Raw genomic sequence first — 24,644 nt, 5'->3', positions numbered from 1 at the left:
AAATGCACCTATACTTGACGAGCCTGTGCTACTTGCAGATCCTGATAAGCCTATATGATGATTTCCATTAGGATTGAAGTCATATCCTCCGTTGACAGAGTAACCTCCATTAGCTGCGCTATAATCAAATCCGATAAACGTTCCTTGTTTAAACGCTCTTCCTGTCCCATCGAAATTATAATTTATATTAAGATCTATTCCGGAACCAGGAGCAAAGCTCACTCCTCCATTCACATTTCCTAATGTGCCTGTTAGGCCGCCGCCCCATCCGCCTGCCTGCGCGTCTTCTCCGAGTAGAATATCTCCGTTTTGGTGAGGAGTCCAGGATACATATCCTGTAACAGGCCATTCTTTAAGTGCGGTAGCAACACTCAATACTCCGTTAACAAATCCGGCAACTGCTCCGTTTGTTCCTCCGTCTTTATAACCGAAATAGGTTTGGGCCCCTATATCTACTGCTGCGGCTCCATATTTGATCATATCGGCCACATCAACAAGCTTATCAAGGTATGCCGAAATTTCTGCCGCAGTTGCCAGTTCCTCTGTGAAACCCAAGAATTCTCCTGCTTCGATGAGTAAATCCATGAGTACTCCCGAACCTGCTCCTCCGGAGCCCGCAGTAATTAGAACGGAGGCCGCCAGTTCCACAGCCATCTCCGCCTGTTGTTCTCTAGCTTCTCTCGCTTGTTTTTTCTGTTCCTTTTGATCGAAGTATGCCTTCAAAACCTGGCTCAACATTTCCTGTTGTTCCGGAGGACCATTCGGATCTATCATTTTGCTGATCACATCAAAGACCAATTCTCTTTGTTGTTCTTTGAACCAATGCTTATCTATACTTCCTTGATGGGTCTTCGCTTCGAACGCCGCTCCGGAAACATCGTCTGACCAATCCTTGGTTTGTTTGTAAAAATATTTTGTGTCTTCCTTAGACAATAGACCTGTCTCTCGGAAAATATCCGCAACCGTGGTCAAAACACCGCGACCAAGCTGGGTAGTCATTTTCATGAGTGCACCCTTGAATGCTTGACGATCTAAATAGAGTAATGCGGTCCCATATCCGAGGCCTAATACAGCCTCTGTATCGTGTAATCTCCTTAAATCCGCTTTTGCCTGTTGTCTTGTAACATAATCGCCAACTAGACCAGAGATCTGCTTTATCTGTTCATCGCTCCAACCGTTTGCATGACCATATATGCTCACTTCTGTTTTTGCAAGCTCTGCCTTATCATCATGCCAGACTTTCTGAGCATCCTTATACTCTCTCATCTTAGTCGCATCTATATTCTGGCGTAAAGAACCATCCAAACGTTTCTCATCTGCATTTGTGATCAGATGCAAATCTCTAAGACCTTCTCCCGCGAGCTTAGCTACAGCGCCTATTCCCTCGGCGGTCATGCCTCCCAAGTCGCTAGCGACCAATTTCAACTGTCCTTCTATCCTACCCAAAGAGAATAAGGATGATGTTTCTCCGAACTCACGATCTGCCTGTTTGTTCTTCACATAATCATAGGCAAATCTTTGCATCTGACCGATTTCATCTTCCGTCCAGCCATGTTGTTTACCGTATTGGCCCACCGCAAAAACTGCAGTCTGAGCCTGGTCTTCTTTCCAGATTTTGATCGCGTCCTTATCGTCCTTAAGCTTAATGCTATTGGTTACATAGCGAAGATCCTCGCCTAATTCCTTTTCTTCCCGTTTGGAAATTACATGAGTATTTCTTAATATTCTTGCTTCTGTCTCTACGGCAAACTCTATGCCTTCCATGATCGGACCTTCTATGGATGCGCTAAGAGAGTTGATCATTCCCTCAAGCCTGCTAATAGAAAACATGGAACCCCTCATTCCAAGTTCCATCTTAGCATCTCTCTGTCTCAGATAATCCACTGCCAGTTGGGAAGCTAATTGTATGGTTTGAGCATCCCAGTTCTGGGACTTACCGTATTCTGTCACAGCTAAACCGTATACTTGGTAACGATCGTCCTTCCATTGGCTCAAAGCCTCCAGGTCGTCTTTATAAAAAAGACCTCCCGCGATTTTATAAATAAGATCACCGCCAGCTATACCAAAATTCTCCTTCATAAAATTCAAACCGTTATGGTTCAAAGTATGCTGAGCTTCTTTATAAGCCATATGGTCCAAAAGACCTCCGGACAGAAAAGCGGCGACCTCCGGTGACATATCGAAAGTTTTTACAAGAAAAGTAGTAATAGCATTTTGTACAAATTGATGTGCTTCATGCGCCATAAACTCTTGGGTGCTAGCGCCTCCAAAAAGGACCATAGAGACAAAATCAGCCACAAAATTTGCATTCTGAGCCTGTTGAGCTGCCGAATTCGAAGCCAATACAGCATTCATATTATTATGCATATCCGCAGCTCGTAGATCTGCCATAATCGCACTCGTATAACCGTTATTAACGAAAAAGTCGTTCATGCTCGCAAAACTTCTGCCGATTGCGGCACTAATTCGATCCCCTGCCTCGCTGCTCGAATCAAAAACGTTTCCTAGAGACGCTCCTCCAAAACCCAAACCGAAAGAAGCAGGAGCCTTAACGGTCAAATGTTCCAAGGTTTGTTGGAAACAATAATCTCCCGCGTTAGTGGCATTTCCATTTTGACAAAGGCTCGCCTTTCCGTTATATACCTTCTCGTCTGCGACCAGATCCCCGTTCTCGTCCACATGAACATTAGAATATTTTAAAGTTGTATAATTACTACATTTGTCCGCGTCCAAATTTTGACCGCAAATACTTGTAACATAATTTCCGAACTCTGTGGCTCCACCACTTCCACAATCTGCAGCAGAAACCCCGCCCAGACAAGCGCTGCAGTTTGCACCGTTTGCATCGCAATGAACAAAATTCCCATTTGCGTTGATTAAATATGTCTTACCCTCAACTTCCTTAGTGGAATAATCTCCATGTTCTCTTAAAAGATCGCTTTGACCGTTTTGAGTAAAAGTTCTTTCGTGAGTCAAAGAATCCGCTAATTGCTGCATATAGCTAGATCTGCTATTCAACAGAGCGTTATTCGTTGAAGACAAAAGAGTAAGATTCGTAGCTCCCGAAACAGCAGATTGGAAAGAATTGCTGAATGATGCCAAAAGACCGAAATTAGGTAACCCGCTATTCGGATCCACGGCATCTATCTTATTTATAAGTGAACTAAAAAGACCGGAAGAATCCAAAGTAGCAGATTCTGAGATCTCCTTACCCGAACTATTCCCATGTAATTTTAGATTTCCTAAAATTTCCTGGGCCAAAGAACCCGCATTCGACTGCTCTTGACCGTCTCTTAATTTATTATTCGCCGTGGCAAAATCGGAATTCGCTTCCTTTTGCAAAGCGTTCATCTGTGCAAGCCAAGCGGTCTCACTGCTCTGCAATTTTTGTAACTGAGCGATATAATCCTGTTGGGCCTGAGCTAAAAGACTAGTCTCGGTCTGTTGCCAAGCAGCATACTGAGCCTCAAAAGAACTCACCTGGCCTGTCCAATTCAAAATAGCTGGCAAAACATTCTGAGCCCAATTATACGAAAAACTTTGTAACTGCAGATTCAGATCCTGCCAGGTAGTAGCATCCGCATGTGCATTATTATCCACTGTAGTATAGGAAGTAGTGATTTCTATCCTGTCCTCTTGTGACAAAACAGGGGCAGCTCCATAATAGATCCCAAAGACTCCCCAGTTCTGTATCTCCGTATAATTATAAAAATTACCGTCCGCCTGTCCCCAGGTAGGATTATCGCTGAACTTTTGTCCATAAGCCTCGCCAACATACCAAGGATCCGCGGTAATAAATACAGTCACTGTATTGATAGTGAATGGAAAAGGAGAGCACCCCGCCCAGTCATGACAGGTAGATCCGTCGCTATTATATGCTTGTAAATCTGTTCCTACAGTTGAAACTGAAGTAATGGTTGAACCAGGAGACAAACCAGCTAGGCTAGACAATAAACAAGCAGGATCTGAATCTACTAAACTAGCATTAGTAGTACAGGACCCTACTAAACCGGCAGAATAGGAATTCATTAACCAGTTCGCAAATTCTTCCGAAGTCACCTGACCAGTCAAAAGACCGATCACCTCCATAGCCAAACCACCCGTACCTGATGTATAGTTATGAAATAAAGCATCAAGGCTAATCGATGTATCAATCGTATGGACCTGTGGAATGAGACCTGTTTGATAGGCGGTCACTTGATTCTGAGCGATCACCTGCTCATTCTGCAAAAAATTCGACATTGCAGTCGCAGCATAGACGAGAGAAGCATCCATGCTCTGGATTTGGCAGGTATCCTGGCTCGTACTTGTACTAGGACAAACCACGCATGACGTATCTCCCGCCGTACAAGAATTCGAATAATACAGACCGGTAAGTGCACTCGAATTTGTAGCATCTACAATCGCCTGATAACAAACATCTCCTGATGGACAGCTTGCACTCGTCAGAAATTTGGACTGACTACTATCATACCAACCAATCACACAATTGCTGGAATCAGACAAACAACTTTGAGGATAAGAAAGCATCTCCGCTGTCGTTTGATCAAAAATTGCGTATGTAGATTTACCATTAATGATCGCATTCTCGATACTATTGATCAGATTCTGAAAAGTCTGGCCATCTGTATTTAAAGAAGTGTGGATGGAAACTGTAGGATGACTTGAATTCGCACTACAATCATGATTGGTCGGACAACTAGGATTCAAATATGTATGATTCACATTATCATAACGTAACTGCACACAAGTGTCCCCGCTGCCACAGCTAGAAACGAATTGATGAGTGGTCGTATCATAAGTATAGTCCGAACAATTTCCGGAACTACAAGTAGGGATCACATACCCGTTTGTTGTGGTATCGTACAATGTACTCACTGAATTCCAAAATAGATCATTTCCGTTCAGGAACTGTTGGTAACCGTCCATTGTGGACTTCACCTGCTCCTTGATATTATTCTGATAGGATTGGATCTGAGCAAGATTTGCCTGATACTGAGCTTCGGTATTATTGATTTGGGTCAAAAGATCCTGATAATTCGAAGTCAAAGACTGTAAAGCTTGCTCGTAATTCCAAAGACCTGTCGATAGATTTGAATTGAATTGAGCATACCATTCTTGCTCCAATTGTAAAAGAGAAGTCTGAGCATTCGTCAAAAAGCTTGTGTCCGAATTCGAACCCGAGCCTAAAGTCGGACTATTTCCGTTAATCAGATCCGCAAACTGTTGGTCAAATTGGCTTTTTAAATTCGCAACCTGAGCCGCATTCCCGCTATAATACGTATCTATAAAAGTATTTCTCTGAGCCTCAATGGAAGATTCTGCAGCAACCTGCCAGGTCGAAAGAAAAGCCGCAGCCTGACTCTCCATGGAATCATATACATAATTTTTATAATCCTGAACGCTCTGAAAACTATCCTGAGTATTAACACCTGCAACTGCCGCTTGGATCTGAGCCTGAACCTGTGCCTGCCATTCCGATTGCAAAATGGAATAACTTTGCAGAATAAAAGCATCCCAATGAGTTATATCCTGCATTGAATTGGCTACCGAATACGAACCCTGCAATTGCTGCTGCCAATAAGGACTAAAACTCTGCACATTCAGATCAGGCACACTCACCGATTGGGAATTTGCTCCATCCGAAAATGGAAAGATCGCTCCGAAAAGTAAACATGCTAAGGATAGAGTCTTCAATCGATTCATTCGGAAAACACCTTTGATATATTTGTTCAAGGATAAACGTTAGTTACGCATCTAAGATAATAATTATTCACTTTGGCCGAGGTATGATAGATATACCCGTAATAAAAATTCACTGTCCAAGCGTAATTCGTATCCGCTCCGTACGAAGTGCTAGACCAAAAGAAATCTGGCATACCGTTCCCCGAGCTACTCGAAGAAGAACTAGCTGCCGCACCCGGATCAAAAATACCATCCAAAGCAGGATTGTATTGGGACCTCTCCACCAAAGATTTTAATTCAGCGATGGTAGGAGTCCTCCAATTCGAACCGTAATACTTACAAAGATTCTTATTCTTTACCTGACTCCAGGTGACTGCGGAAGCATTTATATAAGGTGAACTAGGAGCAGGAGTCGGGACCTTACACTGAGAGGTGGAAGTCGAAGTATCCCATTTCATTGGATAAATACATTTCTGCCAATACAAACTGGTTGACTTATCCTGGATCACATTCGCATCGGAAGAGTTTGCTTGCACAAATCTACTTGGTCCCGCATATATATTCGAAATATTTAATAAAGAAAAAAATAAAAGAATAGAAACCCTTATGCGACCCAGACTTTTATATTTAAAATAATCCAACATAAAAACCCTCAATGAGCCTTAGGCACGCCCGACACACATCTCACCTTATACAAACTAGTATTCAGATTAAAATATGTATCCGGATCCAGAAATCCCACAAACCAAGCGTTAGTCGGGTTTGCAGTAAACAAAGTGGAAGTCCAAAACGGAACTGGAGAAAAATTCGTAAACTTCGCCGAAGTAACCGTCGGATAAGAGTTATCAGACAGGTAGAGCGACAAAGTTTCTAGTTCCTGAACGCTTGGGACCCGCCAATTCGTAAGTCCCGCATAACCTGCCCCTGAATTTTGGAGATTCAAACTAGAACATTGATTTAACGCATCGTAATAACTATAAGAACCAGACTGTTCCGAACTTTTCCATTTCAAACCTGTAACTGCATCTGCAGTCACAAGATCGCTCGGAAAAGAAGCCGACAATGCCACCGGACCGGAGCCATAATCTCTCGCTACACCTAACCCAACACTTGCGTCATCTGAATTTGTCTTGAATACGGTAAACCCATACCCATGAGCCGAGGAATAAGTGGTCGTCATAAACGACAGAACTACGTCCGCACCAAGCGATATCCCGGTAATATCTTTCATACTACCTTGCAATATTTTCCAGCGGATGAGAGCGTTCTCTGGAAAATATATCCAAGGTAATACTGCAACAACTGTATCCGGCTGATTGCTATCCCAACGGAAGGAAAGATTCGTAATATCTAAAGTTTTCCAAGCGCTTCCGTCATACGCCTCAAAGACCATATTAGGACTATAATTCGGATCCATCGGTTCACTAAACACTACGGTAACAGTTCCAAGAGTAGGATCCACTCCAGTGTATCCTCCCGTAGGGATTGTAGAAGTCACCTGTGGTGGAAGAGTATCCTTCCAAACCGGAGTAGTAGCGCTCGCATAATGAGGTTGGTTCGTCTGATTCGCCACGCAGATAAGGACTAGGTTTTTACCTACTGAGAAATTCAGATTATCCAGCACCGTTGTCACCGCAACAGACGCCTGTATCTCTGATCCCGTAGGAGTACTACTCGCAGAAACAACATTCCCTGTCTTAAACACGGTAGCACCACCCGTTGGAGCAGAACCGTTATTACACTCACAATCGGATTGGCGAGAATAACTCGTCCCCGTATTACCTTGGTAAACGGTTGAGCCGCTTGAATTTGTGGAACTAGTACAATTATTCCCACCTAACAAAACCTTATACGAAGCTCCATTACCCGAAAACTGCCAAGTAATACTCTGATGAGAACTCGCATTCACCGCCTTTGAAGAAGGAGAAAAAGAATTGAATGTGATAGTAGCAAGAGTCTCGTCTATAGTAAACACAGCGGACTGAACGGAGCTAGTCAAATTCCCCGCAGGGTCCCTTGCTAAAAACCGAATGGTAGTGGTTTGGGAAAGTGAGATCGGAGTCGCTGAATTATAAAGAATTCCATTTCCTACAGTTCCAGTTGCAGAATTGATCGTCGGATTTGAATTATCCAAAGTATAAACTACGCTATACCCGTTGGAAGTACCGCTATTATCACTATAAACAAGTTGTACACTAACTGGAGAAGTACCGTATGCCCCCGCTCCAGGAGAAGCTGTCAACGTAGGAGCCGTATCATCTCTAGTGATAGAAATGCTCGTCCTACCCGTAAGCCCTGCAGTAACACAAACATAAAGTGTATTTAAACCCACAGACAACTGACTTGCTTGTACGTAGGACGTATTATTAGAGTTAGCCGAAACAATTCCAGAGTCGATCACATTTCCGTCACTACAACCTGTCCCACCTTGACGGATCGAATAAGATCCGGACTGGTTCGATCTCCATGAGAAGCTAGAAAGATTTACCGCACCTGAATTTACACTTACATAATTCGAAGAGAAGGCCGTTGAGATAGCCACATTCGGTACATTATGATTGATTTGATAAACTGCAGTACCTACATTACTCACCTTTCCTGACAAGTCCCTACAGCGGTATTGCACCGTATAATCTCCATCCCCACTCCCACCTACTGTAAAATTAGTGAAAGGCGGATTTGCAATATGACCATTTGCAGGACTAAAACTTGGGGTAGTACTATCTAACGTGTAAGCAATATTCCCTGGAGCAAGATTATCTGCACAAGTGACTGTAACAGTCTGAGCTCCACCATAAATACCCGCCGGAGGAGAAATACTAGCACTCGGTGCCGTAACATCATTTCCCAAAAGAGCTAAAATTGGATTATCAACTACACCGTCTCCATTCGTATCGAATCCAAGTCCCGGCCTTACCAAAACTTGGTTTCCTCCACAATTGATACCGGTGCTCAATGTCAAAGACCCATCCGAATGATAACAAATATAATAATCCACGGCTCCATCACCATTCACATCTACGGCATAAGGAGATGTGCTCGAACCTTGGTATAAAAAGATTAAATTCGGAACGCCATTTCCTTCCGTAGCAAAACCAAGAGTGTTTCCTAAATTACCTGGATCCAAGATCGTTCCGTTACCTGCGCTCCCGGAATTTCCGTTCAGGTTAACGGAATCCCCGACCGAAAAAGAAAAATTACCTGTATAAGGAGGAAGGATTCCACCTCCTCCACCTATACCAGCCCCTAACTCCACGAGAAAATTTTCTATAGCAGCGAGGACTTTATAATCCGCAGAATGTGGACCGCATTGAACTAGGAAAATAAAAAGAAAAAGCAACCATGCCCTGGATAAAAATGAAAAATGGCGAGATGAATATTGCACAGTGTACGTTAAACCCGATTGGCCCTCCTAATAAAGGAAGGCTACTGTCAAACTAACGTGGGATAAAAAAGAGAGAAACAATTTTTGTGGCAAGAAATGCATCTTTTTGTGAAAATCGATTCCGTATTCCACATAGGATAAGAGTTTTTTGCAAAACTAAGTTAATTCCCTATTTTTAATAGACGAATACCACCGATTATGTTGGTTTGTCTATGAGGGAGCGACCCAATCTACATGAAAAAAATTTTACTTACCAAATTTTCTATCCTTTTAGTAGCAATTTCTTTATTCACCAACTGCCCAGGAGACAAAGGTGACGATACCTTAAGTACCCTGACCACTCTTTATACTTTAGATCCCGGAATATTCGGCGGTTGTGTATTCGTTTATTACGGAGCGAAATCCGTATATCCATCCGTGACCGCAACTAAAGGTGGCGGACCGGTTAATGTACAGGTAAAAAACTCTAGTGGGGTAAACTATATGGGCTTCGTACTTATGCCCAACCTGCAAGTAGGAGATGTGATCACTGTTGGCCTCCCTGCCACAGACTCAATTACATTCGAGGCCTTTAAAGGTGGATGTCCCTTCTCTACTTCTACAGTCCCAACAAATATGCCCGCATCAAGCTCGGAGATAGACCCTTCAATGATAGGAGATGAAACATATGACGGAAATACATACACTGTGCAAACTGCTGGCGACTACATAATAAGATACGAATTGATCGGTGCACCAGATCCGAACTACAATATCACCGTCGATATCCAATAGACTTTCTGCACACTCGGGACCTATCCAAGCGAACTGTCCCGAGTTACCTCCCCCTAAAAACAAATGAAAAACACGATCCGAAATCCTCTCCTCTTCTCTCTCTTAACGATATTCTTCTTTGCCTGTCATCATCCGAACTCGGAGCTTCCGAACCCTCTACCAATCTCCAAATCCGAAACCTTAAAAATAGAATGGAAACTCATCCGCCCTAGTGCCTATACACAACAGATCTTCTCACCTATGTTAGATAAGGGAGACAAGACCCTATTCAACCAATGGACCTCATCCCCAATCACCTGGGAAGAAGGACAACTATTCCAAACAACTCTCCAGTCCGATCTTGGTAAGCCGGAACCCGGCGAGGGAACAGTCAAGGCCATAGCCGTTCCGATCGGCTCCCTCTTAGCAGACGATAGAAGTGGTCTTTTAGAATTCCTAGTATTTGTACAAAGTAAAAAAGGAGAATGCCAGGATAGATTCTCCGTCCAGCTTACATCCTTCTCCCGCTCATCCGAAGACATTATAAAAATATTATGGATGGGAGCGGCACATCGGATCCCGTATTCCGTAAGTAAATGTTTAAACGATAACGACGACCCGCATATCAAAACTCTCGCACGTCATAGTTTTTATCCTACGTACCATGCCTTTCCATTCACTTACATCGCCAATTTTTTCAATACGATTCCTCATGTCCTAACTGTGAATTATTATAGTACGCTGGACGAGGCAATCTCACAACTACCTGCTACGATCCGTTATTCTTTTTGTTCCCGTCTCGCAGCTGCTCCTGCTGGATCTGTTCGCTGTATTACTTCTCAAACAAATACGACTCCTCCTATCCTTTGGAAAGATCATATTCGTAAGCCAACATCTTCTGAATTGGCCAAAGAGATAACAACCGAACCTAGTTTCTAAAGATTAGAAATGATAAAAGTTGCAAACGAAAAGAACGGCAAAAACCAAGTGATCAAAGCTCTTCCCAAATTTTGACCGAAGACCCTTCTGCACATTCTAACATAAAAAACGGACTCCAAAATAATGGCTCCGAAAAAGAAAATCCCGTTCAAGCTTAAAAATAGGACCATAGAGAATGGATCCTTCTTAAAAGAGTTCGGGGTTACATTAAAAAGAATTAATATAGGATAAAAAGCCAAAAGAACATAAAGACTGGTGGAAAATGCAATCCCCAAGATCCTACGATATGATCTTCCTTCTTCACCCAAAACCCAAAGTGCAAGATAACTAAAACTCGCAAAATAGAATTGGAAGATAAGAAAAAGCACTGCGAGCATGAAAATACTATTTGGAAATGAATTCATCAAGTAAAGAGTAAAGGAAACCTTTCCTTGATCGTATAGCTCCTTCATTCTATCTCCATACTCTAGTAAATAAGCCGCGTTCGTCAAAGAGACCAGTAGATTAAAAACAACATAGGTTCCTAAAAACAAAAGAAAGACTCTAAAAACTCCCTTAAAAAATTCCTTTGGAGTTTCTTTTAAAATATCCTCAGGATAAAGATTATAATGAAGATTTTTCTTAAATCCTCTCGTATAAAAATTGTCCTGAACAAGTTCTTTTAATCTTTCGAGTAGATGATTCATGATCAATTGCCTTTCTTCTTCTTAATTGTTTTACTAGTCTGCTTATCTCGAGTTTTTCCTTCCTCGAGCTTATCCACGCTCGTCGAAGAACCTATCCCGGGCCTGTCGAAAGGTTGTGATCCTGGAACCTTTTGATCGTTTTCCCACATCCCTCTAAACAAAACGATCCCTCCGGGAGCAACCAAAACCCCGAAGCCATGTCTCATACCTGCTTTCCAACTTCCTAAATACTTGGAACCGTCCGAATAAATAAAGACTCCCTCTCCATCGTAAATAGAACCTTTCTGATAATAACCGATAAACTTACGTGAGCCTGGTAAACTCAAAACGCCCTGACCCTGTGGATGATCTCCTATCCAAGAACCCTCTAATATGCTCCCATCCGCCCATTTAAAAATTCCGGTTCCTTCTTTTTTATTGAAGGTAAAATCTCCCACATATTCTGTACCGTTAGGATAAACATATTTACCTTTGCCGTGTTTCATTCCCCGAAACCAACTGCCTTGGTAATAATCTCCCTTTCTGCTCCAAAAGGCCCCAAAACCCTGAGGTTTAGAATCTACAAAAGTTCCTTGATAAATATCTCCATTGCGGAATTGGATCTTGGAAAGACTATCCTTACAATTTCCTTCCAAACATACAGCATCGTCGAAAATCCTATAATACCCTCCCACCAGAAAAAGGAGGATTGCAAAAGATCCTAAACTTCTCTTCAAGGAAAATGGAGTATAAAAACTGATTATCTTCTTAAATACGAATGATTCTCGAACGAGCAAAAATACTTTATTAAAAAAATGAAATATTCGTATGATCACGCTTTACCTACTTTCTACCTAAAAATTGGAACTTCGAAAACTTGCTTGAGAGAATATACGGCAAAGCCTTAGTAGTTAAGAAAAGCGAAGAACCGTAACCTACGATCATAGTGACCTCAAACTCCCTCAAAAATCTTCCACCTTCTCTCGCAAAAACGATCTGAGGAATACACAAAGCCAAGATCCCGAAGATCGCCGACCTCTTCCTAAACCCGGATCCGATCGCCTCTCCCGTTTTAAGAATTCTCATAATATGAAAACACGAGATCGAGATCGTCAATAGCAACCCCAAGTATATAGGCAGGGACAAAGTCCCAAAAACTAAGCTCATAACCGAAAGAGTGATAAAGAAGGGCAATACTGCAGTGAACAAAACCGCAAACGGTTCTCTAAACGATTCGAAATAAGAAGCAAGCACCATATAGATCAATACGAGAGAAAAACAGATCACACCATAAAGACGGTTCTCTGTTTCCCAAATTTTCTCCATACTCCTACCTGGTTCTATATAATAATTCTCAGGAAGATCCTTCTCCAATTCCTGAACTATATTAGATTTAACTGAAAAATAAGAACCACCAGTAAGGCGCAAAGAAAATGATAATACCCTTTTCTTATTTTTACGGAATACCCTAGTGGGAGAATGTGATTCCTTTTGAGTAGTCACTTCCGGGAGCGGCACGTATTTCCCGACTTGATTTTTCACGACAAACCTTTCCAGACTTTGTTTCGAATTGCGGAATTCTTTTAACGCCCTCAATCGAATATCTATTTCTCGATGATCTTCCACATATTTTGAAATGACTGAGCCTTGGATCGCGGTTTTTAAAAAACCAGCTATTTCGGAATTATTTAAGGAAGCACCCGAAGCCTTATTATTATTCAAAGAAAGTTCCAATTCATCCCTTGGCGATTTGTAATTTAGTACCACGTCGCCGACTCCTGGAGTTTTCGAAGCCTTCTCCGCAGCATTCTTAGCAAGCTCGTCTAACTTGTCCAGATCGTCTCCAAGAATATCGATCCGAATATCTTTGAATTTAGAATTCTCCGATTCTCTCGAAAAATAACAGAAAGCCGGACTGATATCCCCTATGGAAGCGCGAACATTCTGAATGAATTCGTCCCCGTCAATTTTAGATTCATCGATAGTGATCACAAGAAATGCATGGCCTGGATCGATTTTTGAAGTAATTTCCGCAAAACCTTCTGCCTCTGCGATCTTACTCTCTACTTTTTTCACGACCTCATTCGTTTGAGGAAAATTAAAACCGGATGGGAATTCTACAAAGCCCAGAATTCTTTTGTTCTCTATGGAATAAAACAATTCCTTCTCGCTCTTTACTAATCTGAACATTCCAAATAATAGAATTATAATATAAACTCCCCAAAAAAACTTTTCAGAGACCTTCCAGTTGAAACGGAACGGGCTTACCAAATTTGGAGCATCCGAATTCTCATATAAATTCGGGACCGAAACGTAAGAACCAACAAGCAACCCTCGAATACGTCCGACAACAAAATGTAAAGGTAGAAAAAGAAAATACGAACAAGACAAATACAAAACTATGAATAACCCCAGCCTCATAGTGGATTGTCCAGTATCCGGATCTAAATAATATAAAGGCAAACAAAGAGAAAGAACGATTACCACTAAGGAAAAGAAATCACCTATAGTGTTTTGCAGAGAAAAAACGCCCTCTTCCTTCGAAAGAGACTGATAAACGATCAGCCAAAGTGCAAAGCCGACAATAATGGAACATGCAATAACTATATCGAAGTCTATCTTAGAAACAAAAAGAACGAATTCCACCAAAAAGAAGTTCAGCGGTAATTGGCAAAAAAGAGTGATATAATTTTCGTCCCTACCCCTTCTTCTTCTCCAATACCAAAATCCTCCCAAAAGTAAGGCGCCGATAAAAAAGCAAATTATAATATTCTGATATGTTTTACGGATGGACTCCGACTGATCATAGACTACGTTAAAATGAACATCAGGAAGAACTAATTCTTCTAACTTCTGTCGAATGGAAGAAGCGATTTGCATCGTATTCCCGAGCGAAGATTTATAAACGAAAACGCTTACAGTCTCTTTTCCGTTGATCCTGGCGGAACTTTCCTCATCTCTATGAGCAAAAGAAACCTCTGCAAAATCCTCCAAAAAGAAAATTCGGCCCAGCTCTTTCGAATGGAAAGGTTGCTTTTGAAGATCTCGCAAGCTGGAATATTTACCGAAAACTTTCAATTGGACCTTCTGACCGGAATTTTCTACCGTTCCGATCGAGGCATCTTTGTTATTATGTTGGACAGCTTCTTGGATATCTTCCAGTCCAAGACCGTAAGCTCTCAACTTTTGAAGATCGCAGCCGATCAACACTTCTCGAACCTTACCTCCAGAAGATGAAATTTTACTAACTCCTTCCACATTTTCTAAATATCTGCGCACTTCATTGTCAGCGATACTTCTTAAAATCGCAAAATCGAACTTCTGGCTTTCGACAGAAAGGATCATCACCGGTCTTTGGTCAGGATCGTACTGCAGCACTAGCGGCTTATGAACTTCTCTCGGAAAATTGCTCGAAACCATATCGATCCTTTCTCGGATCTCCAAGCTCTTTAAATCAATGTTGATTCCTTTACGAAATTCTAAATTGATTTCTGTCTTACCTCTCTCAGCATAAGAACGGATCTCCTCTATCCCGCCTACACCTGAAACTGCTTCCTCTAACGGTACGGTCAGAAGTTCCTCCACCAGCAAAACATCTGCACCTGGAAACTCGACCGAGATGGTCAAACCTGGATACTCCATCGTTGGAAATAAAGTAACCGGGACCTGAAAAAAAGCTAAAATCCCGAAAAGAAAAAATCCTGAAAAAAGCATACTCACACTCAGAATATGCTCTCTAAAAAAGACTTTTAGATCGGTCATAACAACTACGCCCTTTCTTTATTCTTCAGAAGATAAAAGAAGAGGACTGGGATCAAATAAAGACTGAAGAAGAATGAGGTCAAAAGACCTACGATACTAACAATCGCCATAGGAGATTGGAACTCTGTTCCTTTCTGGAGTTCCAGCATGATCGGCAATAAGCCTAAAATTGTGGTCGCGTTATTCATCAGGATCGGACGTAAAACGATCTTACCACTATCCACGATAACCTTTCGTAAAGGAATATTCTCTTTAGAAAGCAGGTGAACATATTCGTAATAGAGCGCTGCGTTATCTACCACTACCCCTAAAAGTAAAACCAAGCCCATAAAGGAACTGACATTCAGGCTCTTGCCGAAAATGTACAAAGCAGGGAACACTCCGATAAACATTAGCGGGATCGTGCAGATCATAATCAAAGAATATAACAAAGATTCGAACTGACTCGCAAGTAACATATAGATGAGAACGATCGCCAAAACGAATGCGAAAATCAGATCACTAAAGGATTTATCTATATTCTCTTGTTCACCCGCAAACCGAATCCGATATCCTTCCGGTAAATTCATTTTGGAGATCACATCCTTAACATCATCATAAGGATTATTTGATTCGCTGAAATCTACTTCTGCAGTAACCAAATTTACTCTGGAATTTCCGGAACGAATGATAGAGACCGGAGCCTGGGTCTCTTTGATGGACCCTATCTGAGAAAGTTGGACCAAATTACCATTGGGCGACTGGATCCTCATACCAAGCACCTTATCCAGGGAATCCACGTCCCCTTTTTTAAAGAAAAGTCTAACGTCCCGATTCCTACTCTCCATTTTGATCTTAGTAACAACGGAACCGAAATTTGCCATACGAAGATAATTGGACAGATAATCGTTATTAAGATTAAAGAAACTCGCCTTAATGGAATCGAAGCTAAGATCGTATTCTACGGAAGTATCTTCCATACTAACCCGAGTGTCTTTGATTCCGGACAATTTGGAAAGTTTAGACTTCAATTCCCTTCCGATTTCATTTAAAGTTTGGAGATTCTCTCCTAAAATCTCTAAGCTAAGCCCGTTCCCCTCGGCAGAAACTACCGAAGCCAAGACATCCCCGCTATTTTCAAAATGAATTTCCGTATCTTCCGAAAGTCTCAGCGACTTCCTAAACTTAGATATAAACTCTGCAGAAGAAGACCAGGAACCTTCTTTCAAGATCACTCTCAGAACTGCACGATTCGAACCCCAATTTCCTCTCTTCTTAGAACCCAATTGATCCTCTTCAAAACCAATGCGTGCTATGACACTTTTCACATCGGAATCCTTCAACAAAGTTGATTCTAAAGAAGAAACAATATCCCCAGTATGAGTAAGTCCAGATCCGTTTTTAGTTTTGATAAAGATTGAAAATTCCCCAGTATCTACTCTCGGAACGAACTCCTTCGGAAGTATAAATAGAAATGCGATCGAAAACAAAAATAAAATGGAGATCAATCGGACCAAAGGTTTAGGTTGTTCGATATACGAATTCAACTTAGCTTCATATTTGGATAAGAGATTCCTGTGAAATTCCTCGGAACGTTTAAAGATTACTTCTTTTAAAAATTTCGGTTCCATAGAAACCGAATACAAAACAGAAGTCATCATTGGAATTAAGGTTAAGGAAGCGAGTAAACTCATTAAAAGAGAGATCGTAATTGCAAGTGCCATCTCTCCGAAAACGATACCGATCATACTCTTGAAGAAAATGATCGGTAAAAAAACGATCACAGTAGTCAACGTCGCAGATACAACCGAACCTGTAACTTCCGAAGTTCCTTTCAGAGAAGCTTCCTTTATCGGAACACCTCTCGAAAGATTTCTTTCGATCGAGGAAAAAACGACGTTACTCGTATCGAAAAGCATTCCGATACCTAAAGCCATTCCTCCTAAAGACATCATATTTAAAGAGATTCCGAAGATGTAAAAAAGCAAAAGTGTCGAAAAAAGCGACGCAGGGATAACCGTAAGTAGAATGATCGGGCTTTTCAAATTACGAAGCAAAAAGACCAAAACCAAAAAGGCCAGGATCATACCCGTAATCAAAGATCCGGTTACTCCTGAAATCGATTCTCTAATAAATTTGGATTCATCATATACGATTTCAGCGGATAATTCTTTGCCGAATTTTTGATTAATATTATTTAATTCTAATTTTATACGATCGGAAATTTCGACCGAATTTCTTCCGGATTCCTTATACAAATATGCGATAACACAGTCTTTGCCGTTATATCTTGCGATACCCGTCTGTTCCCTAAATCCTACATGAACGTCTGCAAACGAGCCCAAACGGATAGGAACACCTTGAGAATTATTGCCGACGACTGTTTCACTGATATTTGCAACTGATTTAAATTCTCCTACGGCACGGATCAAATAATCCTTATCACCAACAGGCAAAGTCCCCGCAGGATAACTAACGTTGGATAGCGAAATAGCTTTTTTGATATCAAAAAGGGAAATGCTATAGGAGTTCATTTTCTCAGAATCGATCTCGATCGATACTTCCTTTTTGAATCCCCCGGAAAACTGGACGGCCGCAAGGCCCTCCACTCTTTCGAAATAAACCTTTACACTATCCGCAAGAAACGACCTCAATTCCTTGTCTTTCATTCCTGCTTTCGGAAAGATCGCAATCTCTTGAAAAGCGGATTGAGAAGGATCAAAACGAATGACGACAGGACGATTCGCATCCTGAGGTAAAGAGTCTCGTACTAAGTCGATCCTCTCTCGGATCTCTATGATAGCAAAATCAACGGAAGTATGATTTGAAAATTGGACTGTAACTGTAGACAGACCTTCCATAGATTCCGAACGGACCGACTCTACACCGCCGATCGTGCTAACTGCATCCGAAATTGGTTTTGTGATAAGATTCTCTACCTCATCCGAAGATGAATTCGGGTAACCGGTAACAATAGTTACTTTCGGGAACTCCAGATCAGGCATTAGATTGATTTTTAAATTTCCGAGAGCGATAAGTCCGAAAATAACAAGTGCGGACCAAATCATGGTAACCGTTACCGGCCGATCGACACAGAACCGTAGGATTGCTTTCATTTATCTACTGAAAGAAGGTGTTACGGGCATGCCGTCCCTCAATTGGGAAAGTTTTTCTAAAAGAACGACATCGTTCTGCTGGAGCCCCTGGAGAATTTCTATATCATTCCCATATTTTTTTCCTACTTTAACCTCGGTGCTATAACAACGACCTTCTTTAAAGATGAAAACGGAAGATTTATCTCCCTCGTTCGCTAACAAAGCAATCGAAGGAAGGAGAATAGTAGGGGTCGGATTCCCGAGTACGATATTCGCTCTGATAAACATTCCAGGCTTTAATTTTCTGCCTACATTCTCTACGATCGCCCTGACTTCTACAGTATGTGCTTTCTGATCCACTAAAGGACTCACCAAAGTTACTTTCCCTGAAAATTTTATATCAGGAAAAACATCTGCAAAAAAATCGACACGCATTCCTTTTTTCAAAATGGTAGATTCGGTTTCCGTAATATTAAAAACTGCATACACTTTATTGATATTGATGATGGTGAGAACCGCTTGATTACCCGACGCTCCTCCAAGAAGTTCTCCTTCGGACTTATACTTCTTAGCGACTACACCCTTCATAGGAGAATAAACTATAACTTCCTTCAGCATAGTTTTGGTGGAGTTCACCTGGGCCTCATGAGATCTACAAACCCCTTCCATGGCCTCGTATTCTGCTCTTTCTATTTTAGTATTAATTTCCTTGAAAAGATTTAGTTTCTCTTCTTTAGAACGCGGGAGTACATAACCGTTTTGAACGATATCCTCGTCGGTCAATCCTATGCTCCGGATTTCATTATCCCTTTTAGCTACCCCTAGCGCAGTTTCCTTTGTAGTTAATCCAAGTTTAGCGATCTCAAACTCTTCTTTACTAAGGCCCCCGACCTTATAAACCTCTTCGAGGGCAAAAAAAGTGGCTCTGGCTTTCTCAAGTTCTTCTTTTACCTTTTCGTATATAGCTTCGCTTTTTTCCTTTTCCTGGAGTAAGCCATATACATTCATTTTAGCTTTTTCCCATTTTTCTTTTGCTAAGCGAGCCTGGGATCGAGAGGCTTCTAAAGTCGCCTGCTGCTTCATCAACTCAAGTTCCATCTGAAGACTTTCGACTTGAAATACCTTTTGTCCTAAAGAGACTTCCTCTCCTTCTTGAACGAATATTTTTTCCAACCTTCCGCCGATCTTAGAGAATATATCCGCTTTACTTTCAAAATCCACTAAACCGGAAACATCGATATTAGGAGAGATCATACGTTGCTCTACGTTTAACGCACCGATAGAAGGAGCGTTTTGAAGGTCGCCTGCTTCTCCAAAGGTTCCTCCTTCCGCTCCTCTTTCTTCGAAACTTTCAGACCGATTCGGTTTCCCGAAAACAGCGTGAGCAGGTTTGAATACTATATCTCCGGCCTTAGTTACGAACTGGTTTGCCCTGGCTCCTCTCGTTGCCTTGGAATAGATGAAAAAGCTGGCGAGGTAGATCGTAATACCGATTACGATAAATCGAAAAACTTTGTTGGAAAATAATAACTTCAATAGATCCATAATATTCTCTACGAACTGTCCGTTCGAAAAGTGATTAGCCGAAAATTTGGCTACTTATTCTTTTCTGGTTAAAGCCTGGAACTGTTTAAAGTGAAAATCGGCCTTCTGGGCGACATTCGCTCTTTTGTAAATTCCCGACAACTGTTTATGTGCGAGGGCTATCTGCGGGGTCTGCAAAACCATTTGCGAATAATTCTGGATTGCCAAATCCGTCTTACCCGCTTCTTCTAAAATCCTACCACCAATATACAAAGCCTCTAGATTACTCGGATCTCTTTTCATAAATGTTTGAAGATTTTCGAAAATCGACTGGTCACGAATCCCGGAAGCAAATTGGCATTTTAAGATCCAAAGTAATGCCGTTAAATTTTCCGGATTCTTATTATATATTTCTTCAAAGTATTTCTTAGCTTCTGGAAATTTCAGATCGTAATAGTTGATTTTTCCCATTACGAATAACGTATCTTTATATTCCGGATCTTCCTTATGGATCTCGTTTAGGATTTTTAAAGCTTCGGATCTTTTATTGACCCAAAAAAGATTCATAGCCTTGGCATATTTTTCCTCTAAGGCTTTATCGTTACTGCCGCATGAGGAGATAAAAATTAAAGATAGAAAAAGAAGAATTAAAAAAGGTCGTTTCAAATGCATATATATTTGTTAAAATTTCCACCACGGTTTAGGTTCTTCTCTTTTTTCCAATTTGTCGATGACTCGACTACAAATGGATTTCAAAAGTTCCGCTTCAGTTAAGGTTCTACCTTCAACTGTATAATTTATACCACTCACAAATTTCCCGTTTTTATCGAATATTTCCAAAAATAGGATCCCATTTTCGATCTTATCCAGTATTTTACGATTATCGTTCATCGCAAGAGCTCCCTGGATAAAAAAATCAAAACGTGTAACTGCTTGAACCGTCTTAATTTCAGATTCTCTTAATAATTTAGAACTGAAATCCGGGGATAAAAATCCCGGTTCTTGCCCACCAGGACTTGCTCCAGCTCCGCTCATCTTAGCGTTTTCCGCCAATTGGGCTAAAATATCTTTTGGTTCCTTCTTGCTCGCAAGCTCCTTCGACGCCGAATCTTCGCTGACTTTGATATAGTCGTCCAAAACCAGGATACCATAGCCCGCATTCAAAAGTTCGAACTTAAGCATATTCGATAAGTTCTTAGTATTATATGGGTCGAAATGGTTATCTCGGTTTTCTATATAACCCAAAAGATAGGTAGATTTGACAGATTCTTTTTTAATCGCAATCCTCATTGAACCGGAATTCAAAAAACCGGAATAAGAACAATTTACGAAAAAGAATATTAGAATAATTGAAAGAATTATGTACTTTTTAAAAAACATTTACTGACTCACCGCTGAGAATGTGAAAGGAGAACTCAAACTACGACCATTTACATCCGTTGCTGAACTATTTACTTCGATCATATACACCGGACTGTTCGGATCGACCCCAATCGGAGCATACGCATTTGTAAAATCCAATCCAGCTCTTGTGAGATTATAATCGCCTGAAGGACCAAATGCTCCGTTACCACCGCAACTGGATTCGATTTCGGCAAATTTCAAATCTAACACTCTACAACCGAACGGATAAGAGACCTGACAATCGCTCCAACTCCAAGTAGACAAACGAATTACTGTTGAAGTCCCAGAAACCCTAGTCAAAGAAACTGCGCTTGCTGTGGCTCCCGTATCCATATAGTTATTGAAAACCAACCTAAAATTGTCTGTGGTTTGATCTGCACAGGATGTGGCTGTCGACGCACCATCATCTCCACCTCTAAATTTATACGAACTCGGAGAAAGAACTGGTAAAGAAGAATCCCACCAACAGAATCCTAAATTCCAATCTCCGCCGGTAGAACTTCCTGTTCCTGGATACGTAGTCGAACAACCAGGTGCTCCGGTTTGACTAGCTAAACCGACTGCTTGAACAATCGGAGCCGAAGTTAGCGCTCCCGCCACAAAGCTTCCGACCACAGCTTGTTGCATTGAGATCAAACTGGACGACTGAGCAGATGTTCCAACACCAACTTCGTAACGAGTACCATACGACAAAGTAGAATCCGAAACTAAGGTAAGGGTTTGGTTTCCATTCGACCAGCTAAAACTACCCGGAATGTTAGGAGAAAAAGAAACGGCATTTTGAGTGCTCTGAGTATCCATCGGAGTAGTAAAGTTGAATGTAATCGTATTATTCGTAGGATTTCCCACACAGCCATTATTCACAGTGCTCGTTAAAAAATTAGTCGCACTTCCGATTCCTGCCTGGCAACCAGCTTGAGAACCGCTCAAGACGGTCATGGAAGAAACACTTGGATTCGCATTACCCGACCCAACATAAAAACTCGACTGAACTGATTGTTTCATTGCTATATTATTCTGATCTGTGGCGGATGCTCCTACCACGACAGTATAACGTTGATTCAGATTTAACGCAGAGTCTAAAGTAATTGTAAGGATCGTGTTCGAGCTCCATGTATAACTTCCGGAAACGCTAGGACTGATCGAAATTGCCGAATTCGTAGTTTGAGTATTCATCGGACGAGAAAAATTGATCAGAATTTGATTTTGAGAAGGGTTTCCCATACAGGCATTCTGTACGTTCCCATTCAAAAAATCGGTTAACGCAGCATTCGAAGTGTTACATGCAGAAGAAGTACCGGCATACACGTACATACCGGAGATCGTTGGATTAGAACCCAAACTTCCAGTCGAAGTTCCTATGGCCACAGAAGCACTAAACGGATTCTGAATATCCATACCGTCCGGATCTTCGCAAGCTTTCGTAAGATTAATAGTGTATGTCCCTGCATTCAAAGCAGAAGTAGGAGTGAAAGTTAAAATTAAACCTGCAGTATTGCTAAAAAATCCGGGAGTCGATGGAGAGATCGTAAATGCGATCTGACAACTATTGATATTCATAGGGCGACTAAACCCAATAGAAAACGATTGGTTCGTCGGTAAATTTTGCATCCCCGAAGCGGGATTACTAAAGATAACTTTGGGTGGCTCTGTCTCTCCGATAAAGGGATCGACTTTTAATAAATTTTTCGAAACTGAATCACAATTAGTTAATGCTGCAACAATGATCAATCCTATGACTAAAAATTTTTTCATATAAATATACTTTCCTCGTTTTCCCCTACTTAATTCGCACCAGGGAACGAAGCCCCATCATTGGAATCTACAGCTGCTGCTTTTCTCGGATCTTTCCCTTGCAATAACGCGCCGATTAGGGAGTTTCCTCTTCCTTTCTGAAATTGGATCAGTTTTCTCTGCGTTACATCCACATTAGCAACATAAGATGCTTCATAGCAGCTAATCATATAACCTACTAAAGAGTCGGTCAATTCCTGCTCTGCACGGACAAAATCTAATTCAGAATTCAAAAGATCTTCCTTCTTAGATTGACCCACGTTCATCTTAGTATTACTAATTTTTAATGCTTCCCAATTCAACAGAACTCTCGAATTCGAGATCTTTAATAGCTCCCAGGCCTCTGTAGTACGGTCCAAACTTTTTTGCACCTCAACTGCCACTTGATTTTCCATGTTCTTAAGGCTTAAGACCGCTTCGGATAATTGTACTTCACCTTCCATGATCTTACGGGAATAAGCCATATTATCGAAAAACTTGATCGTGCTGGATTCATATCCGTTTAACCCAGGCCCAACAGTTTGGTTACCAAAACCGGGATATGTTTGGATACCCGTTCCATCTTTCTGAACCCCCATACTTCCGTTCGATTGAACGACCGAACTACCAAGAGGCATAACGAAATTAAAATTAACCCCGTAAATATCATGACGCAGCGGAAATTCATTACCGTTCTTACCGGCGTAACCACCTAAATAAAGTTTAGGGATCCAGTAATTATCCGCTATTTTTTTCTCATTCTTAAGTTTTCGAACAACAACCTGAGATTTTTTCAAATCTTCTCGAGTATTAATAGCTCGAATAATCGTTTCTTCTATATCGAAGATAGGTTCAGTAATTGCGAAATCGGTATAGATATTTTCTTCAAGATCAATATCCACATGAAAGTCTAAAGACAAAACTTGCTTCAATTCCAAAAGGGCTTGGTTAGATTCGTTCTTAAATTTCAGAAAAGTAAATTGTGCTTGCTTGATTTTATTCGAAACTTCCATCAACTGAACTTTTGTAATAAGTCCTTGGCTGAATTCTACCTTAGATTTCCTCAAAGATTCTTCCATCTTCTCTATCGACTTGCGGCCTAATAGGATTTTTCCCTTAGCAGCTAGAGCTTTCATGTATGCTTTTTGGATTTCTAATTTGACCTTTGCAGAATTGATTTTGAAATCTTGTTCGTTCAAAAGGTCATTTAATTTGGCGACTTCTACCTGGAGACCGGCTTCTCCCCCGTCAAATACAAGTTGTTGGACTGTTAAGCGAACATCATTATAAAGGTTATCGGAAGAACCAGTGTTAACATTCCTTAAACCCAGATACTGAACTCCAACTTTAGGAAGGAATTCTCTCCACCTTTCGGCAATCACCATCTTCGCGATTTCTTTTTTAGAATCCAGAGTTCTCAGAATAATATTATTCGTAGTCCCAATCAGAACAGCTTGGTCCATATTCATATGTATCCTAACTCTTTCTACATTTCCACGATTCTGCATTACGGCTTGAGGAGAAACCGAACGAAAGAAAAAGAGTAAAGTCAATATTATAAAAACTTGAATCGTTCTCAAACGAACAAAATAAATTATCTTTTCAGACAATATCCGCATAAAATTCCTCAACGACATAGTATTTCGAATTACCATCCCACTTATGAAAGACTCTTAAAAA

14 protein-coding genes are annotated in these 24,644 nt (G+C 41.1%); 2 read left to right on the top strand and 12 right to left on the bottom strand.

Annotated features, from left to right (window positions below; all coding sequences use genetic code 11):
* From CH362_RS14995 to CH362_RS14985, 3 genes are all read right to left on the bottom strand, one after another.
* Positions 1–5,706: TIGR04388 family protein (locus CH362_RS14995; protein ID WP_125169732.1), on the bottom strand; the 5,706-nt coding region annotated here is incomplete at its 3' end.
* A gap of 26 nt (positions 5,707–5,732) precedes the next feature.
* Positions 5,733–6,221 carry an Lcl C-terminal domain-containing protein gene (locus CH362_RS14990; RefSeq protein WP_165780275.1) on the bottom strand — a complete coding sequence of 163 codons (489 nt, stop codon included), beginning with the start codon at positions 6,219–6,221 and terminating at the stop codon, positions 5,733–5,735.
* A 116-nt stretch (positions 6,222–6,337) separates the two neighbouring features.
* Positions 6,338–8,941 carry an Lcl domain-containing protein gene (locus CH362_RS14985; RefSeq protein ID WP_165780274.1) on the bottom strand — a complete coding sequence of 868 codons (2,604 nt, stop codon included), beginning with the start codon at positions 8,939–8,941 and terminating at the stop codon, positions 6,338–6,340.
* Positions 8,942–9,304: 363 nt separating this feature from the next.
* On the opposite strand from CH362_RS14985, the gene CH362_RS14980 reads away from it, so the two are divergent.
* Together CH362_RS14980 and CH362_RS14975 are read left to right on the top strand one after the other, a co-directional pair.
* Entirely contained in the window at positions 9,305–9,844 is a 540-nt protein-coding gene (locus CH362_RS14980) for a hypothetical protein (protein ID WP_100711124.1), read from the top strand.
* A gap of 63 nt (positions 9,845–9,907) precedes the next feature.
* Complete coding sequence (locus tag CH362_RS14975; protein WP_100711123.1) at positions 9,908–10,762, top strand: hypothetical protein; 855 nt, start codon at positions 9,908–9,910, stop codon at positions 10,760–10,762.
* Here CH362_RS14975 and CH362_RS14970 read toward each other — a convergent pair.
* From CH362_RS14970 to CH362_RS14930, 9 genes are all read right to left on the bottom strand, one after another.
* Positions 10,759–11,448, bottom strand: coding sequence for a hypothetical protein (locus CH362_RS14970; protein ID WP_100711122.1), 690 nt, complete (start codon positions 11,446–11,448; stop codon positions 10,759–10,761). The two genes, CH362_RS14975 and CH362_RS14970, sit on opposite strands and share 4 nt — an antisense overlap.
* Positions 11,449–11,450: 2 nt before the next feature.
* Positions 11,451–12,263, bottom strand: a complete 813-nt coding sequence (locus CH362_RS14965; RefSeq protein WP_100711121.1) for an MORN repeat-containing protein — start codon at positions 12,261–12,263, stop codon at positions 11,451–11,453.
* A gap of 7 nt (positions 12,264–12,270) precedes the next feature.
* Positions 12,271–15,189, bottom strand: a complete 2,919-nt coding sequence (locus tag CH362_RS14960; RefSeq protein WP_100711120.1) for an efflux RND transporter permease subunit — start codon at positions 15,187–15,189, stop codon at positions 12,271–12,273.
* Positions 15,190–15,194: 5 nt separating this feature from the next.
* Positions 15,195–18,284 (bottom strand): efflux RND transporter permease subunit, encoded by a 3,090-nt coding sequence (locus CH362_RS14955; RefSeq protein ID WP_100711119.1) that lies wholly within the window; start codon positions 18,282–18,284, stop codon positions 15,195–15,197.
* The gene (locus CH362_RS14950; protein ID WP_100711118.1) at positions 18,285–19,808 is read right to left on the bottom strand and encodes an efflux RND transporter periplasmic adaptor subunit; all 1,524 of its coding nucleotides are present in this window, start codon (positions 19,806–19,808) and stop codon (positions 18,285–18,287) included. It lies immediately after the preceding gene.
* A gap of 54 nt (positions 19,809–19,862) precedes the next feature.
* Positions 19,863–20,354 (bottom strand): tetratricopeptide repeat protein, encoded by a 492-nt coding sequence (locus CH362_RS14945; protein ID WP_125169731.1) that lies wholly within the window; start codon positions 20,352–20,354, stop codon positions 19,863–19,865.
* Positions 20,355–20,468: 114 nt separating this feature from the next.
* Positions 20,469–21,167 carry a lipoprotein gene (locus CH362_RS14940; RefSeq protein WP_100711116.1) on the bottom strand — a complete coding sequence of 233 codons (699 nt, stop codon included), beginning with the start codon at positions 21,165–21,167 and terminating at the stop codon, positions 20,469–20,471.
* Positions 21,168–22,946 (bottom strand): Ig-like domain-containing domain, encoded by a 1,779-nt coding sequence (locus CH362_RS14935; protein WP_100711115.1) that lies wholly within the window; start codon positions 22,944–22,946, stop codon positions 21,168–21,170.
* A 29-nt stretch (positions 22,947–22,975) separates the two neighbouring features.
* Positions 22,976–24,472: a TolC family protein gene (locus CH362_RS14930; protein WP_244280603.1), complete on the bottom strand. Its 1,497-nt coding sequence runs from the start codon at positions 24,470–24,472 to the stop codon at positions 22,976–22,978.
* Between the last annotated feature and the right edge of the window lie 172 nt (positions 24,473–24,644).

The sequence above is a fragment of the Leptospira saintgironsiae genome (assembly GCF_002811765.1).
GTDB lineage: Bacteria > Spirochaetota > Leptospiria > Leptospirales > Leptospiraceae > Leptospira_B > Leptospira_B saintgironsiae.
The sequence above is the reverse complement of the archived record's forward strand: the minus strand, read 5'-3'. Positions and strand labels throughout refer to the sequence as shown.

Coding starts and splice junctions, on each gene's coding strand:
- CH362_RS14980 (WP_100711124.1), top strand. CDS start 9,305: ATGAAAAAAATTTTACTTACCAAATTTTCTATCCTTTTAGTAGCAATT.
- CH362_RS14975 (WP_100711123.1), top strand. CDS start 9,908: ATGAAAAACACGATCCGAAATCCTCTCCTCTTCTCTCTCTTAACGATA.
- CH362_RS14970 (WP_100711122.1), bottom strand. CDS start 11,448: ATGAATCATCTACTCGAAAGATTAAAAGAACTTGTTCAGGACAATTTT.
- CH362_RS14960 (WP_100711120.1), bottom strand. CDS start 15,189: ATGACCGATCTAAAAGTCTTTTTTAGAGAGCATATTCTGAGTGTGAGT.
- CH362_RS14955 (WP_100711119.1), bottom strand. CDS start 18,284: ATGAAAGCAATCCTACGGTTCTGTGTCGATCGGCCGGTAACGGTTACC.
- CH362_RS14950 (WP_100711118.1), bottom strand. CDS start 19,808: ATGGATCTATTGAAGTTATTATTTTCCAACAAAGTTTTTCGATTTATC.
- CH362_RS14945 (WP_125169731.1), bottom strand. CDS start 20,354: ATGAATCTTTTTTGGGTCAATAAAAGATCCGAAGCTTTAAAAATCCTA.
- CH362_RS14940 (WP_100711116.1), bottom strand. CDS start 21,167: ATGTTTTTTAAAAAGTACATAATTCTTTCAATTATTCTAATATTCTTT.
- CH362_RS14935 (WP_100711115.1), bottom strand. CDS start 22,946: ATGAAAAAATTTTTAGTCATAGGATTGATCATTGTTGCAGCATTAACT.
- CH362_RS14930 (WP_244280603.1), bottom strand. CDS start 24,472: ATGCAGAATCGTGGAAATGTAGAAAGAGTTAGGATACATATGAATATG.